Here is a 14970-nt window from a genome sequence, read left to right on the forward strand (position 1 = left end):
GTTCCTTCCCGTATTCAAAATTTGACGAAGCTGAAGCTGAAGAAACTACAGTTGCTCCTTCTGGAATGCGGCAATTTCGTCAAATTCCCGGCTCAACTGATGATACACTTTTTGGTAAAGGGGTGTCAAACGCTTATAGACGTCGTGGTTCTCCTGATGCTTTACATGCCGCGTTCCCGCTTTGACCCAATTGTGGATGCCGGAGAAATCCTTGACCTCGCCCATGGCGAACAGCCCCAATTGTGCTGCTCCCAGTCCGGATGCCTCGATGGCGTCCGGAACGGACAGGGTGGTGCCCATGACATCCGCCAGCATCTGGCGCCAGAATTCGGAACGGGCAAAACCGCCCGACGCCCGGATTTCCTCCGGTTCGCCCACCAGACCGGTTAATGCCTCGGCCACGGAGTGGATGCGGTACATCACTCCTTCAAGCACTGCGCGGATCATATGGCTTTTGGTGTGAGCCAAAGAGAGGCCGAAGTATACGCCTCTGGCATTGGCATTCCAGTACGGCGCCCGTTCCCCTGCCAGCAGGGGCAGGAAGATCAGACCGCCGGAACCGGCAGGCACCGACGCGGCCAATTGGGTGAGGTAATCGTAGGGGTCCATGCCCCGGCGTCTCCCCTCTTCGGCCTCCAAGGTTGCCAGGGTGTCCCGCACCCAGCGGAACATAATGCCGCCGTTATTGATGGCGCCGCCCACCACCCAGAAGTCCTCCTTCAGGGCGTAGCAGAACAGCCGTCCCTCCGGATCGGTCAAGGGCTTGCGGGTCACCGCCCGCACAGCGCCGCTGGTGCCGATGGAGACGGCCCAGACCCCATGCTCGAAGGCACCGGAGCCCAGGTTGGCCAATACGCCGTCAGATGCACCCACCACACCCGGTGTGGAGGGGTTGATGCCCATGCGGCGGGCGATGCCCGCTTCAATCCCTTCCATCACATGGACGGTAGAGACGGGGGTGGACAGACGGTCCGGCGTAATGCCGGCCAGAACCAGCGCTTCCTTATCCCACTCCAGATGGTTCAGGTTAAACAGCCCCGTGGCGCTGGCGATGGAATAATCCACCACATACTGCCCGAACCAGCGGTGCATGACATATTCCTTGATGCCGATGAACTTGTAGGCATTCCGGTGGATGTCCGGCATGCTGTCCTTCATCCATACCAGCTTCACGAAAGGAGACATGGGATGAATAGGAGTACCGGTGCGCATATAGATGGAGCGGCCTTTATGCTCCTTCTTAATGATGTCCGCCGTTTGCACAGCCCGGTTATCCGCCCAGGTAATCAGGTTGGTTAACGGTTTACCTTGCTCATCTACGGCGATGAGTCCGTGCATGGCGGAGCTGAAGGAGATACACAACAGCTTATCCGCCGGAATATCCGCTTTGGTCATCACTGCCGCCACCGCTCCGGTTACGGCCTCACAGATTTCGTCCGGGTCCTGCTCCGCCACATCCGCCCGGGGGGTGAACATGGGGTATTCCACGGAATGGCCGGCCATCACGTGGCCGTCCGTTCCGCGAATCACCAGCGTCTTGGCGCTGGTGGTGCCGATATCTACTGCCAGAATATAAGGCTTCGCTGCCAGTTGACTCATGTTAGAAAAGATCCCCTTCCTCGTTGAATGCCAGCTCATAGGGCTCTGACAGAATTTCTATATCCGGATGGCCCTTGGCCTCTTCCAGAAGGGTTTCGGAGATTTCGATTTCACCCAGGTGCAGGGTATCCCGGATACGGACCAGCCGGCAGGTGGTGTAGTCCAGAATGTTGCAGGTTTTCACCGCCGCCTGAATGGTCAGCTTCTGGTTGGCCAAGGTGGTGGCGATTTTGGTAGGTGCGCACACGGTAGAGGTCAGGCCGTTGGCATAGGTAGCCGGACGGTCCATTTTGTCTACAAGGCGCTGGGTGGTGAAATCCGCTGTGCCCACACCGTTGGCATTACCCTTGGTTTCCGGCGTCAGGTCCATCACCACCATCTTGGTCACATCCGGACCGCCATGGGCGTACGGAGTGGGATAACGGCCGGTGATATTGGGGTCCATACCGTCGCCGCTGATGTTTTTGCCGATGTAGTCGATCACCAGCACATCCAGCTGATCGAAGAGAATCCGCGGCAGGCGGGACTTGGCTTCCTTCAGAAGCTCCTCCTCGCGGCTTTCAATATCAGCTGCGGCTAGAGCCTCGACTCCGCAGGTTTCATCATAGGCATTCTCAATCAGCGCGATGCCGAATACAATGGGCAGCTTGCTCAGCATAATGTTGGCCATAGCCGGCACATTCTCTGCCATGTACTTAAAGCCCAACTGATGACAGGCTTCGGCGCCTTTTTGTTTGCCCAGGCCGATGGAGATCATCTTCATGATCCCGCTTTCGATCCGGCCGCGGAAGGCGGTGTGGGGTTTAACCCGGTTGATCACCACAATAGCGTCGGCTTCGTTGGCGTATTTGTCCACATAAACCGGCAGACCGTTGGGCAGTTCGTCCAGCTTCACCACTTCCATAGTGGAACGGATGGACACCCCCATTGTGTCCTCATCGATGCCCAGGTGATGCAGCACTTCCTTCTGGCCTTCGGCTGTAGCCCCGCCGTGGCTGCCCATACAAGGTACGATGAAGGGCTCTGCGCCGATGGCCTTGATGGCATCCACTGTGGCGCGGGTGATGGCCGCAATGTTGGCGATGCCCCGGCTGCCTACGGCAACCGCTACCTGCTGGCCAGGTTTGATAGCATCCAGCGTTCCGGGTTTTTTCAGTTCTTCCTGGAGGGTGGCAACCGGATCGGCAAGCTTCGTGTTATCAAAACGCTGGCGGATGCGCACGACCCGTGGTACCGGAATATCGCGCAGCAGTGTATCCAAGATGCTCATGACTATAACCTCCGTATATTGAAATGGTTAGGTTCTTATTTATTCAACAGACGCAGATGCTTCCCGATATGGGAGGCCAAAGCGGCGTCATACTGCTCCTCTTGCTCGGACAGTGTACGGAAAAACTCTGTTTTGAAGAGAGGCTCGCCCGCTTCGTTCTTCGCTTGCAGCAGCAGCCCGTAAGTAATATGAAGCAGCTGTCTGGCATTGTTGTCGTCCATGTAAGTATGAAGGGCGCTGTCCTCGGTTTGCTCCAACGGCTTTATGGCGGTAATATCCGTGGTCACATGATAGTATGCCTTGGCTTCCAGGAAATGCTCCAATGCATAGGCGTGCATCCTCCGGTAGAGCTGCGGGTTGAACTTGGCCACGATACGCACAGCCTCCAGCCAGTTGGTGCCGGCGGTTTTCACATGGAAACGGCCGGTGGTATGTTTGGCAACCAGCGGGAATACAGAGAACTTGTCGCTGCCCGAGTGGATGGAGAGCTTGTAGCCGAACTGGTCGGCAATAGCCGCGTGAACCTCAAGTTCCTTCTCGAACTGCTCCAGATCGCCGATGTAATCGATGCCCTTCTGGAATTCACCGCAGAAGCGGGGCGCCATGCTGTGAATGGAAATTTCCCGGTCATACAGCTCCTTGGCCACCAGATAGTGGGAAGCAGGATCCGTCGGGGTTTCCGTTTCGTCGATGGAAATTTCGAAGTCCACCACACGTCCGGCATTGACAATATAGGTTACGTAAATATAGACCATAAATTCAATGGCTTCGCCATAAATCAGAACATTCTTCATCAGGCTCTTCTTATCGAAGGTCAGACGGTGCTCCTTTGCTTCGAATTCCAGGTCCAGATATTTCTTCTCATAGTAGCTGCGGCGTTCCTCCGGTACAGTCAGATACTTGGCTTCCAGCTCTGCGTCGGACAAACCTTCGATGGTGTTGTCGATCTTCTCGGAGCAGTCCAGGGTCAGCATGGTAAAGCCCATGTCCAGGGACATCTTGATGTCAGCCTCTACCTTCAGATGGTCGCCGTCGGCGCCGAAGCCGTCCTTATAGCCCTCTTGGAATGCGGCGAAGCATGCGGCGTCCACAACCTGGTTGTAGTCGCGGCCGGTCAGGCTGAGCTCGCGGATGCTTTGCTGGGCCAGAATCGGGCGGATATCCCGTCCGCGGACGGTTTGGATATGACCCGGGGAAGCCAGTCCCAGCCGGTCGCCCAAGCCGATGGTGGAGATTCCTGTGCCGAAGGCCCGCGGTACGGTGTACAGGAGGTATTTATTCAGCACCAGCCGGTTCTCATGGGTCAGGGGACAGATTTTGCCGCCGTCCTCTTCCCGGCCGGTCAATTCATCGTAGAAGGACCCGCTGCCTGCGGCCAGGATGAACTTTTCATCACCGTGTTTGACCATGAGCAGGGTAGCGCCGTCTTGAACCGTATAAGAACCCGGATAAATTTTTACGCCCCAATCTCCAGTTGTCTCGCCTTTTTTCAAACCTTCCATTGCTTTAGCATAGACACCCACAGTCAATCGCCTCCATAATTTGGTTAGTTTTCGCTTACATAGGGTTTGGTTTGGCAAAAAACACCGGCCCTATACCCACCAGCCTTCTTCTGCGTCAGGCGTCAAAAGCGGTTAGGAGTATCGAATTGGCTGAGCCGTTGTATTTTCCCTTGCCAGGTTCCCTGATTTATGAGCTAAGCCTTTGCAGGCTCTGCTACCGATTCACGCACCACCAGCTCCGTACGCAGATAGATGGTATCCGGAGCCAGGGTTTTCTGCTCGATGCTCGTGAGGAGCACCAGTGCCCCTTGTCTGCTGATCTCTTCGATGGGCCGCTTAACGGTGGTCAACGCGGGAGACAGGTAAGCAGAGAACATGCTATCGTCGAAACCTGCCACGGATACATCCCCGGGGACCTGCAGCCCCGCATCATGCACCGCTTTCACAGCACCTACCGCCATATCGTCGTTCATGCAAAAAACGGCGGTTGGCCGTTCCGGCAGTTCGAGCAGCTGGAGCATAGCCGTATACCCGCTTTTCAAGTCATAGCTTGCCCCAACCTGATAGGATTCCTTCAATTCAATTCCGGCATCCTGCAGTGCGCGGACAAAGCCGTCTCTCCGCTCCACAGTAGAATGGAAGTTTTGCTTACCGGAGATAATCGCAATGCGGCGATGCCCTTTTTTGATCATATGATTCACGACCCTATAGGAGCCGTGGGAATCGTCGGATAGAATATTGATGGCCTTCAATCCCTCCACCTTGCGGTTCAGCACGATATGGGGAATTCCCGCTTCGGACAAGTGATGCAGGAAAGGGTCATCCTTGGCGCTTTGACTCATGACAATCACGCCGTCGAAGCTTTTGCGGTGAATGCTGCGGTAATGCTCGTAGTCGTCGATCCCCCGCACCACCAGATTGTATGCATCCTTCACTACACTGTTAATACCCCGAACCGTCTCATAGAAAAACCCGGCCGATGTGCCGGTATTCAGTGTGGAGAAGAATAAACCGATATTATAGGAACGGTCCATTACCAGGCTCTTGGCGCTGAAATTGGGGGTATAACCCATTTCCTGTGCCAGCAGCTTGATCTTCTCCTTAGTTTCGGAGTTAATCAGGGGACTATCGTTCAACGCCCGCGATACGGTGGTGTGGGAGACCTGCGCCAACCGGGCGATATCCTTGATTGTAACGTTCATCGCGTTCACCTCGATACTCATGATACCACATCATGCACACGTTAACAATCCAAAAAATTGAAAGAGCCCGACTTATTGTCCGGACTCTTTTCACCTTTTTAAATTTCGGCTAACCTTCAGCATTCCAGCATGATCAACTCCCGTCTCATCTCTTCCAGCCTGCTCTTGGATTTCTCCACAGCTTCCGTGTCCCCCAGCATCATGGCTTCATACAGAGTGGATAGCTCATAGTCCATCTCCAGCTTCAGCACCGGTGCCCGTTCCTCCGCCCGTCTGGACTTAAACGCCTGAATGATCTGCTCCGTGGTAATCATTGGTTCCCGTTGGAATAACACCTTATGCTCCACCCCCGAAATCTCCACAGACCGGATGATTTCCCCGAACATAATGTTTTCGATCAGGATCTGCCGGTCCCGGAAGCGTTTGACTATAGCATGGCCGCGGGTATCCCCGATCATTTTCTCCATGAGTTCCGCCAGCTTTTCGTCCTTTATGGAATAGTTACCCACAATTTTGTATTTATCACCGACCCGCTGAAATTTCAGCTTCACCAGCTTGCGCCCCGAACGGATGGAAATGATGAAATGCTGGTCGCTCTCGTTCCAGTACAGCGAAAACCCCTCCTGGATCAACGCCTTAATGAAAAAACGGATTTGCCGTCGATCAAATCTCAGCTCCAGGTTGCAATATTCCACCTCATGACTCTTATTCACGGCAATCCCTCCTTGATGGTGGTCCTCCCCAAGTTTCATTGATCCGTTTCCGGCTTAAAAAACAAGTAGACTTAGATTTGGAAATGATTAGAATGATTACTTTTACTGAATGTTCTGAAAATTAATGCTTTCCTCCATCTTATTATGAAATGTATGTTTTAGCAACTTGGTTTATTGACTATTTATTTGCCGGACAACGAAAAATGTAAGCGAATACAATTTTCCTCTTAAGAAAAAATTAGGAATTGCCGGTGCAACGCTGCCTTGTCTTCCTGCGTATATGTTGTAATCCTGCGGTAATCTGATTTGTAATCAATTTAACATGATGGATTAACCTAATCTTAAGGTTGGGCGGATATAATTGACGGGTATACGGAGATACTATGGCCTAAACGAACAGGAAGGTGATGGAATTGGATACCCTCTATGCCAGAAAAACGTTAACAAGCGCGGTGGCTTTATCCCTGGTGCTGTCCGGATGTCTGCTGGTGGGGAGCGGGAGCGCAAGCGCCTCCGCAGCCGGTTCCTTCAGTCTGAGCGCCAAGGGCCAGCAAGTACAGCGTTATGCCAGCCTGAAGGATCTCCAGAACCGCTGGCGCAAGCAGGCTGTGGAGCTGCATAAAGCGGGACCCCACTTCTACGAGGAAACGGCCCAGATTCTCGGCATCGAGAAAGCGGCCTTGACCGACCAGCTGAAGTCCGGGAAGAGCATTGTGGACATTGCTAAGGAACAAGGGCTTAGCGAAACAGCCCTCTTGGAAAAGATTATGGCCGGCCGTTCGGCGAAGCTGGAGGAGGCCGTGCAAAGCGGCAAGCTGACCCGCGAGCGTGCGGATACCATCAAGACCAAAATGCAAAGCCATCTGGCCCAGCAGCTGAAGCATAAGGGCCTCTTCGAAGAAGAGCCCGGGCATCCCCACCATAAGCGGGGAGACATGATTCCCCATCTGGGGCCGGAGAAGCTGTCCGGGATGCTGGGGATGAGCAAGGATGAGCTGGTGGCCCAGCTCAAAACCGGGAAATCCCTGGCGGAGATCGCCGCCGAGAAGGGCATCTCCAAGGATGAGCTCATCGCCAAAATCAAGGATGAGCTTACCCCGGCGCTGGAGAAGGCCATCGAGCGCAAGGCGCCGCTGGAGAAGGAGCATAAGGAAAAGGGCAAGGACAAAAGCAAATAAAACCGGAGAGTTAAACCTCCTTCCCGCTACAGCAGTTGCGGGTAAGGAGGTTTTTTGCTGTCCGCAGGGGGCGGGAAGGCATCCGGGCTGCAGTTTGGATAGCGGAAGGGAACTTTCCGCTATTAGGGTGAAGCCCACGGCTGAGGGCGAATAGCGGAAGGGTAGGTTCCGCTATGGGCTGTGTAGCCGGCGGTTTGCCCGGTATGATGCGGCAATAGCGGAAGTCTGACTTCCCTTATGGGGTGTTTATCAGACCGACGCAGCTCATAGCGGAAGTTTGCCTTCCCTTAATCGGTTGGTTGAACCAATTGGAAGTCCAAGAAAGGCGCGCGGGAGTTTAGCGGAAGGGATCTTCCGCTAAGTGTAAGGCGGAGCGGCACGGAATCGATTAGCGGAAGGGGTTTTCCGTTATGGAGGCACGCAGCTGTAGAAATAGCCCAGCTAACGGACAATAGCGGAAATTTGCTTCCGCTATTGCTGCTTCCTTGGGATCCGCGCCCGGGATAACGGAAACCAGCTTCCGTTATCCGAACTTGTTTCGCAGCGCCAACTCCCGCATAACTAGAAAAGAGGCGGCCCACAATTGCAGGCCCCCCCATATCTTACTTCTCCTCCGGCAATTCCGTTACCAGACCGGCGAACAGTGCGAGCACAAACTGCTCGGAATCGAAATCCTGCAGGTCCGTCATCTTCTCGCCCAATCCCACCAGCTTCACCGGAATGTTCATTTCCTGGCGGATGGCGATGACGATACCGCCCTTGGACGTGCTGTCCAGCTTGGTCAGCACCAGTCCGGTCACGCCGCTTTTGTCGCCGAACAGGCGGGCCTGCTGCAGCGCATTCTGCCCTGTATTGGCGTCCAGCACCAGCAGCACCTCATGGGGAGCATCGGGAATTTCCCGCTTAATCACGCGGAAAATCTTGTTCAGCTCCTCCATCAGATTGGACTTGTTCTGCATCCGCCCGGCCGTATCGCACAGGAGGATGTCCGCCTGGCGGGTTTTCGCCGCCTGGATGGCGTCGAACATCACCGCCGCGGGATCGGAGCCGGCCTGCTGCTTGATCACATCCACGCCTACCCGCTGGCCCCAAACCTCCAGCTGCTCAATAGCGCCGGCACGGAAGGTATCTCCCGCCGCCATCAGTACCTTCTTGCCCTCCTGCTTGAAGCGGTGGGCGAGTTTGCCGATGGTGGTGGTTTTGCCTACCCCGTTGACGCCTACGAACAGGATCACTGTTAAGCCTGAGGGGGCCATAGTCAGCGTGGCATCCCCTTCCGCATCCAGCAGCCCGATCAGCTTCTCGGACAGAATCGGACGCAGATCGGAGGCATCCTCGATCCGGCGTTTTTTGACCTCCGCGCGGAGCTCGTCCATCAGATCCATTACTGTATTCACACCCACGTCGGCGCCGATGAGAATTTCCTCCAGCTCCTCGTAGAATTCCTCGTCAATTTTCTTCCGGCGGACGAACAGGTCCTCCACCTTTTCCACAAATGCATCGCGGGTTTTGGCCAGCCCTTCCTTAAACACCGTAGTGACCGCTTCGGTTTTGCTGGTAATGCTTTCTTTTAGTTTACGAAAAAAGCTCATGGTCTCCTCCTGGAGTCATAATGGTTCTTGCTTCTGCAGCTCCTACGCCGATACTGCCGCTTCCTCCAGCTCCTCGAGACGGACAGAAACCAGCTTGGAGACGCCGCCTTCCTCCATGGTGACGCCGTAGAGCACATCGGCCTCCTCCATGGTGCCTTTGCGGTGAGTGACCACAATAAACTGGGTCACATCGGAGAATTCCCGCAGGTAACCGGCATACCGGGCTACATTGGCTTCGTCCAAGGCCGCCTCCACCTCATCCAGCACGCAGAAGGGAACAGGCTTCACATGGAGAATGGCAAACAGCAGGGCAATCGCCGTCAAGGCCCGCTCGCCGCCGGAGAGCAGCTGCAGGTTCTGTGTTTTTTTGCCGGGAGGCTGGGCGATGATTTCGATGCCTGTATCCAGAGGCATAGCCGGGTCCACCAGAACCAGGTCCGCACGGCCGCCGCCGAACAGCTTGGAGAATACCACCGTAAAGTGGGAGCGGATCTGTTCAAAGGTTGCCCGGAACCGCTTGGACATCTCCTCGTCCATCTCCCGGATTACCTGGTACAGCGACGCTTTGGCGTCCAGCAAATCCTTCTTCTGGCCGCTCAGGAATTCATAACGCTCGCTGACTCTGGCGAACTCGTCGATTGCCCCCAGATTCACCTCGCCCAGCCCGTGGATTTCCCGCTTCAGCTCCCTGACTTTCGCCTGGGCCGCAGGCACATCCTCCGGTGCAGGATAACGGGCCTTGGCCAGCTCGTAGCTCAGCTCATACTCTTCACCAAGCTTCTTCAGCAGGTTATCCAGCTCCACGTCCAGCCGGTTCATCCGCACCTCCGTCTGGTGAAGACTCTCCTCCACTACCTTCAGGGCATTGCGCTGCTCCCGGGTATGGTTCTCCTCTTCCTCCAGCTTCCGGTGCCATTCGGCCCTTGAAGCCCGCTTGAAGTCTGTCTGCTCCGTACATTCCCGCTTCTTAATGGACAAATGGTTCAACAGCTCACGCTGCTTCACCAGCTCCTCCTCGTTTAAAGCAATCTCCCGCTCCAATTGAGCCACCATCCGCCGGTTCTGCTCCAGCTCCCCGGTCTGGACGGCTACATCGGAGCGCATCCGCTCCTCCTGGCCGGACAAGGATTCCTGCTCCTGGGCAATGGAGGCCACCTTCACCTTCAGCTCCGTCAAGGCGCCCACCAGCTCTTCCTTGGCCAGCTCACTCTGCTTACGGACCAGCTCGGCCTCACGGATTGCCGTCTGCAGTTCCTTTTCCGTTTCCTCGAGGGCAGCCGCCTGCTCCTGGGCGTGTTTGCGCTTTAAGCTAAACTCATCAGTCTCCAGGGACACCGCATCCCCGTCCTGGGCATGCAGCTCCAGCTGCTCCTTGGCATGGACCCACTGCTTTTGCAGCGGAGCCACCTCCGCCAGGAGGCGCTGCTCGTCGCCGCGTTTGGCTTCCCCAGCCTGGCGCAGCTCTTCCAGCCGTTCGTTATCCTTGACCAGGTCCACCTTCATCACCTGAGCCTTGCGGCGCAGCTCGTTCAGTTGGCCGACGGAGTGTTTGATCTCCACGTCCAGCTCTTCAATCTGCCGCTGGCGTCCCAACAGGTTGGAGGACTTCTTCTGCAGGCTTCCCCCGGTCATCGAGCCGCCGGGATTCACCACGTCACCCTCCAGGGTTACCACCCGGTACCGGTACTGGCAACGGGCGGCGATCCGGTTAGCATCCTCCAGACGCTCCGCTACAATCACATTACCCAAGAGGCTGCCTACAATATCAGCATACGCCGGAGCGAAGCTGACCAAATTAACCGCCAGCCCCACAAACCCATCCATCCCCGAAATGGAACGCACCTCATGGTCCGGAACAGAACGGGCGCGGATAACATCCAAGGGCAGGAAAGTAGCCCGTCCCAGCTGCTTGCGCTTCAGGAAGGCAATGGCCTCCCGGCCGTTGGCCTCGTTCTCCACCACCACATGCTGCATGGCTCCGCCAAGGGCGGTTTCCATAGCCAGCTCCACCTGGGCAGGCACCTTCACCAGCTCTGCAATGGCGCCGTGAATGCCCCGCAGTCCGTCCATCGGCCGGTTCTTCGCCTTCAGAACCTCCTTGACTCCATGCATAAAGCCGTCATAGTCATTCTGCATTTCGCGCATGGTATCCCGGCGGGAGGTGAGTGCGTCAAGCTTTTGCTCCCACTTGCGCACAGCCCCCTGAAGCTCCTCCAAAAGCCCCTGCCGCTCCCGCATACTCTGGGAAAGCTGCAGGAATTGGCTGCGCAGCTCCTCGGATTCCTTCTGGACGATGGACAACTCCTCCTCCAAAGCGGTTTTGCGCCGCTCCAGCTGGATAAGCTCCTCCTTCCAGCGGGCCCGCTCCTCATCCAAGCGGCCGCCACGTTTGGCCAGGCTTTCGATCTGCTGCTCCGCGTAACGGGCCTCATGTTTGGCCTGGGCCATTTTGTTCAACGTGTCCAGAAGCTCGCCCTTCAGACGCTCCTCCTCGTCGCTTTTGGTCCCTCCGGCAACGGCTAAAAGCTTCTCCTCTTCCTCCCGGAGTGCACTTCTGGCCGAGGCCAGACGCTCCTTCACATCCACCATAACGGCGGCAATCCGCGTAAGCTCGGCATTTCTCTCCGCCAGACGCTTATCCTGGGATTCTGTCACCTGCTCCATCTGCAGCCGGTTGGCCCCGAGATTTTTGCCGCGTTCCCGCAGCACCTCGCCTTGGCCCTCGCACTTCTCAAACTCCTCGCTTAAAGCCAGCAGCGTTTCCTGCAGCTTCTGCAGCTCCTCATCGAGACGCCGGGTTTCCCACCGGTGGGTTTCCAATTGGGCATCATGGGCGTTCACCACCGTGGCCAGCTCCAGCTGCTCCTTTTTGAGCCCCTCCATCTTGGCGTTGGTGTCCGACCACTGGCTGTAAATCTGGTCGATCTGATGCACATACACCGCAATTTCGCTGGCCTTCAGCACTTCCTTCAGTTCCTTGAACTTCACGGCCTTGCGGGACTGCTCCTGCAGCGGGGCAATCTGGTCCTCCAGCTCGGACACCAGGTCATGGATCCGCAGCAGATTCTGCTCGGTATCCGAGAGCTTGCGCTCCGCCTCTTTTTTGCGGGATTTATATTTGACAATGCCGGAGGCCTCTTCAAAGATCCCTCTGCGGTCCTCCGACTTGGTACTCAGAATTTCCTCAATCCGGCCCTGGCCGATAATGGAATAAGCTTCCTTGCCGATGCCTGTATCCATAAACAGCTCGGTGATATCCTTCAGACGGCAGGACTGCTTGTTAATGAGATATTCGCTGTCCCCGTTCCGGTGCACCCGCCGGGTAACCGTAACCTCGCTGTAGTCCAGGGGCAGCGCCCGGTCCTCATTGTCCAGAGTCAGCGACACCTCGCTGAAGTTCACAGCCTTGCGGCCATCGCTTCCGGCAAAAATAACATCCTCCATCTTCCCGCCGCGGAGCGACTTGGCGCTCTGTTCCCCCAGCACCCAGCGGATGCCGTCGGAAATATTGCTTTTACCGCTGCCGTTGGGTCCGACTACCGCAGTAATGCCACGGACAAACTCCAGCTCCGTTTTGTCCGCAAAGGACTTAAAGCCTGCCAATTCGATACGCTTCAAAAGCATGTTTTGCGTTCACCTCACAGCTATTGTAACATAACCCGCCCGGTTGAAAATAGGCACCCTTACCCGCTTCGCCCGGCCTTGCGGACAGCTTCACAGCACGCTGGAGGCCCTATCCCCCTCGCTTAAGGAACCGGCGCCACCTAGGGGCTGTCTTCAAACCCTCTTGAGGGCATCCCTCGGAGTTTGAAGACAGCCCCTAAAGCCAAAGGGATAGAAGGGATTCAGGCATCCGCACCCTTGCCCAACTGAGACAAGGCCTTGGCCGCCGCCTCCTGCTCCGCTTCCTTCTTGGAGCGTCCGTTCCCTTGACCCAGCAGGCGCTCGTCCATCCAGACCTCAGCCAAAAACTGCTTCTCATGGGCAGGCCCGCGCTCGTCCACAATCCGGTATTCCAAAGAAGCGCTGCCCTGCTGCTGCACCAGCTCCTGGAGCTGGGTTTTGTAATCCGCCATTTGGCTTTTACCTTCCCAGTAAATATGCGGGAACATATGGGCCCTCAGGAAGGTTTGAACCGCCGCCAGCCCCTGATCCAAGTACAAGGCCCCGATAAATGCCTCAAACACGTCAGCCAGCAGAGCAGGGCGGGACCTCCCGCCGGTCATTTCCTCCCCTTTGCCCAGGAGCACAAAATCCCCAAAGCTTAAAGCCACCGCATGTGTCACCAGCGAAGGCTCACAGACAATGGAGGCCCTCTGCTTGGTCAGTTCTCCCTCGGAGCGCTCCGGGTACTTGGCGTACAGGAATTCCGATACGGTCAATTCCAATACCGCATCCCCAAGAAACTCCAGCCGTTCATTATCCTTGCTCACCGTCATGCGGTGTTCATTAACATAAGAAGAATGGGTAAAGGCCTGCCTCAGCAGCTCCTGATTGCGGAATGCCACTCCCAGCTGTTTTTCCAGTTTTCTCAAATCGCTTCCCAAGATTATTCCCTCCCCGGTTCAATGAAAACGCAAGCGGAGTTGAGCCGCCTTGCAGCCCCCCGCTTGCGTGTTCGCGAACCCGTATCTCATGCAGCACGCCGTAGGGCGGGTGCTTATGCTTCGTATTTCTTCAAAATAATAGTGGCATTATGTCCGCCGAAGCCGAAGGAATTGGACATGGCCGCCTTCACCTCCGCCTTGCGGGGGGTGTTGGGCACATAGTCCAGATCACAATCCTCATCCGGGTTGTCCAGATTAATGGTGGGCGGAATCATGCCGTTCTTCAGGGTCAAGGCAATAATGACGGCTTCCACACCGCCTGCCGCCCCCAGTAAATGCCCGGTCATGGATTTGGTGGAGCTGACCGGAACCTTATAGGCATAGTCGCCGAACACGGTCTTCACTGCAGCCGTCTCCGCCTTATCGCCAGCTCCGGTGGAGGTGCCGTGGGCGTTGATATACCCGATGTCCTCCGGTGTCATTCCCGCACTGCGCAGGGCATGCTTCATGCACCGTGCCGCACCTTCGCCGCCCGGAGCAGGATCGGTCATATGGTGCGCATCCGCGCTCATTCCGTAACCCACCACTTCCGCATAAATCCGGGCGCCGCGCTTCATCGCATGCTCCAGGGATTCCAGCACCAGAATGCCGGAACCCTCTCCCATCACAAAACCGTCCCGGTCCTTGTCAAAGGGCCGGCTGGCCTTCTCGGGTTCATCATTGCGGGTGGACATGGCCCGCAGTGCGCAGAAGCCTGCCATCCCCATAGGAACGATAGTCGCTTCGGCACCGCCGCAAATCATGACATCCGCCTCGCCGTCCCGGATCAGCCGGAAGGAGTCTCCGATGGAGTGCGTTCCCGTGGCACACGCAGTAACGGCTGTGCTGTTGGGGCCTTTGGCTCCGGTCAGCATGGAAATCTGTCCGGAGGCCATGTTGGCAATCATCATCGGGATAAAAAACGGGCTGACCCGCTTGGGGCCCTTTTCCATCAGAATGGTATGCTGCTCTTCCCAGGTTTGAAGGCCGCCGATGCCGGAGCCCACATACACGCCTACCCGCTCGGGATCTGCATTCTCGCCGATGGAAATTCCTGCATCCTTCAGCGCAGCCTGGCTGGTCACAACGGCAAATTGCACGAAGCGGTCCATCTTGCGGGCTTCCTTGCGGTCCAGATAATCCTCCGGGTTAAAATCCTTAATGGAAGCGGCGATTTTCGTCGGATAATCACTGACATCCATACTCTCCACAAGGGACACGCCCGACTTGCCTTCCAGCAAATTGCCCCAGAAGGTGTCCAGTTCGCGGCCCAATGAAGTCATTACGCCCATTCCGGTCACTACAACTCGTTGCGTCAACTTCTATCA

Annotated in this window: 10 protein-coding genes; 1 reads left to right on the forward strand and 9 read right to left on the reverse strand. The window is 56.2% G+C overall.

The window, feature by feature from the left end:
- Positions 1–45: 45 nt before the first annotated feature.
- The 5 genes from ACI1P1_RS28645 to ACI1P1_RS28665 all read right to left on the reverse strand — a co-directional run bounded on the left by ACI1P1_RS28645 (position 46) and on the right by ACI1P1_RS28665 (position 6286).
- A complete protein-coding gene (locus ACI1P1_RS28645) occupies positions 46–1599 on the reverse strand; it encodes a gluconokinase (RefSeq protein WP_416220004.1) in 1554 nt (517 codons plus the stop codon).
- Between the two features lies 1 nt (position 1600).
- Complete coding sequence (locus ACI1P1_RS28650; protein WP_416220005.1) at positions 1601–2869, reverse strand: nickel pincer cofactor-dependent isomerase, group 22; 1269 nt, start codon at positions 2867–2869, stop codon at positions 1601–1603.
- Between the two features lie 35 nt (positions 2870–2904).
- Positions 2905–4392, reverse strand: coding sequence for a tagaturonate epimerase family protein (locus ACI1P1_RS28655; protein ID WP_416220006.1), 1488 nt, complete (start codon positions 4390–4392; stop codon positions 2905–2907).
- Between the two features lie 173 nt (positions 4393–4565).
- Positions 4566–5573, reverse strand: a complete 1008-nt coding sequence (locus ACI1P1_RS28660; protein ID WP_416220056.1) for a LacI family DNA-binding transcriptional regulator — start codon at positions 5571–5573, stop codon at positions 4566–4568.
- 116 nt (positions 5574–5689) lie between these two features.
- The gene (locus ACI1P1_RS28665; protein WP_416220007.1) at positions 5690–6286 is read right to left on the reverse strand and encodes a hypothetical protein; all 597 of its coding nucleotides are present in this window, start codon (positions 6284–6286) and stop codon (positions 5690–5692) included.
- A 407-nt stretch (positions 6287–6693) separates the two neighbouring features.
- On the opposite strand from ACI1P1_RS28665, the gene ACI1P1_RS28670 reads away from it, so the two are divergent.
- Complete coding sequence (locus ACI1P1_RS28670) at positions 6694–7464, forward strand: hypothetical protein (protein ID WP_463605685.1); 771 nt, start codon at positions 6694–6696, stop codon at positions 7462–7464.
- Between the two features lie 602 nt (positions 7465–8066).
- Here ACI1P1_RS28670 and ftsY read toward each other — a convergent pair.
- From ftsY to fabF, 4 genes are all read right to left on the reverse strand, one after another.
- Complete coding sequence (gene ftsY / locus ACI1P1_RS28675; RefSeq protein ID WP_416220009.1) at positions 8067–9056, reverse strand: signal recognition particle-docking protein FtsY; 990 nt, start codon at positions 9054–9056, stop codon at positions 8067–8069.
- A 42-nt stretch (positions 9057–9098) separates the two neighbouring features.
- The gene (gene smc, locus ACI1P1_RS28680) at positions 9099–12680 is read right to left on the reverse strand and encodes a chromosome segregation protein SMC (protein ID WP_416220010.1); all 3582 of its coding nucleotides are present in this window, start codon (positions 12678–12680) and stop codon (positions 9099–9101) included.
- A gap of 221 nt (positions 12681–12901) precedes the next feature.
- Positions 12902–13603, reverse strand: a complete 702-nt coding sequence (gene rnc / locus ACI1P1_RS28685) for a ribonuclease III (RefSeq protein WP_416220011.1) — start codon at positions 13601–13603, stop codon at positions 12902–12904.
- Between the two features lie 113 nt (positions 13604–13716).
- Positions 13717–14961: a beta-ketoacyl-ACP synthase II gene (fabF, locus tag ACI1P1_RS28690; RefSeq protein WP_416220012.1), complete on the reverse strand. Its 1245-nt coding sequence runs from the start codon at positions 14959–14961 to the stop codon at positions 13717–13719.
- Positions 14962–14970: the final 9 nt, after the last annotated feature.

It is taken from the genome of Paenibacillus mesotrionivorans, from assembly GCF_046098205.1.
GTDB classification, from domain to species: Bacteria; Bacillota; Bacilli; order Paenibacillales; family NBRC-103111; genus Paenibacillus_AR; species Paenibacillus_AR mesotrionivorans.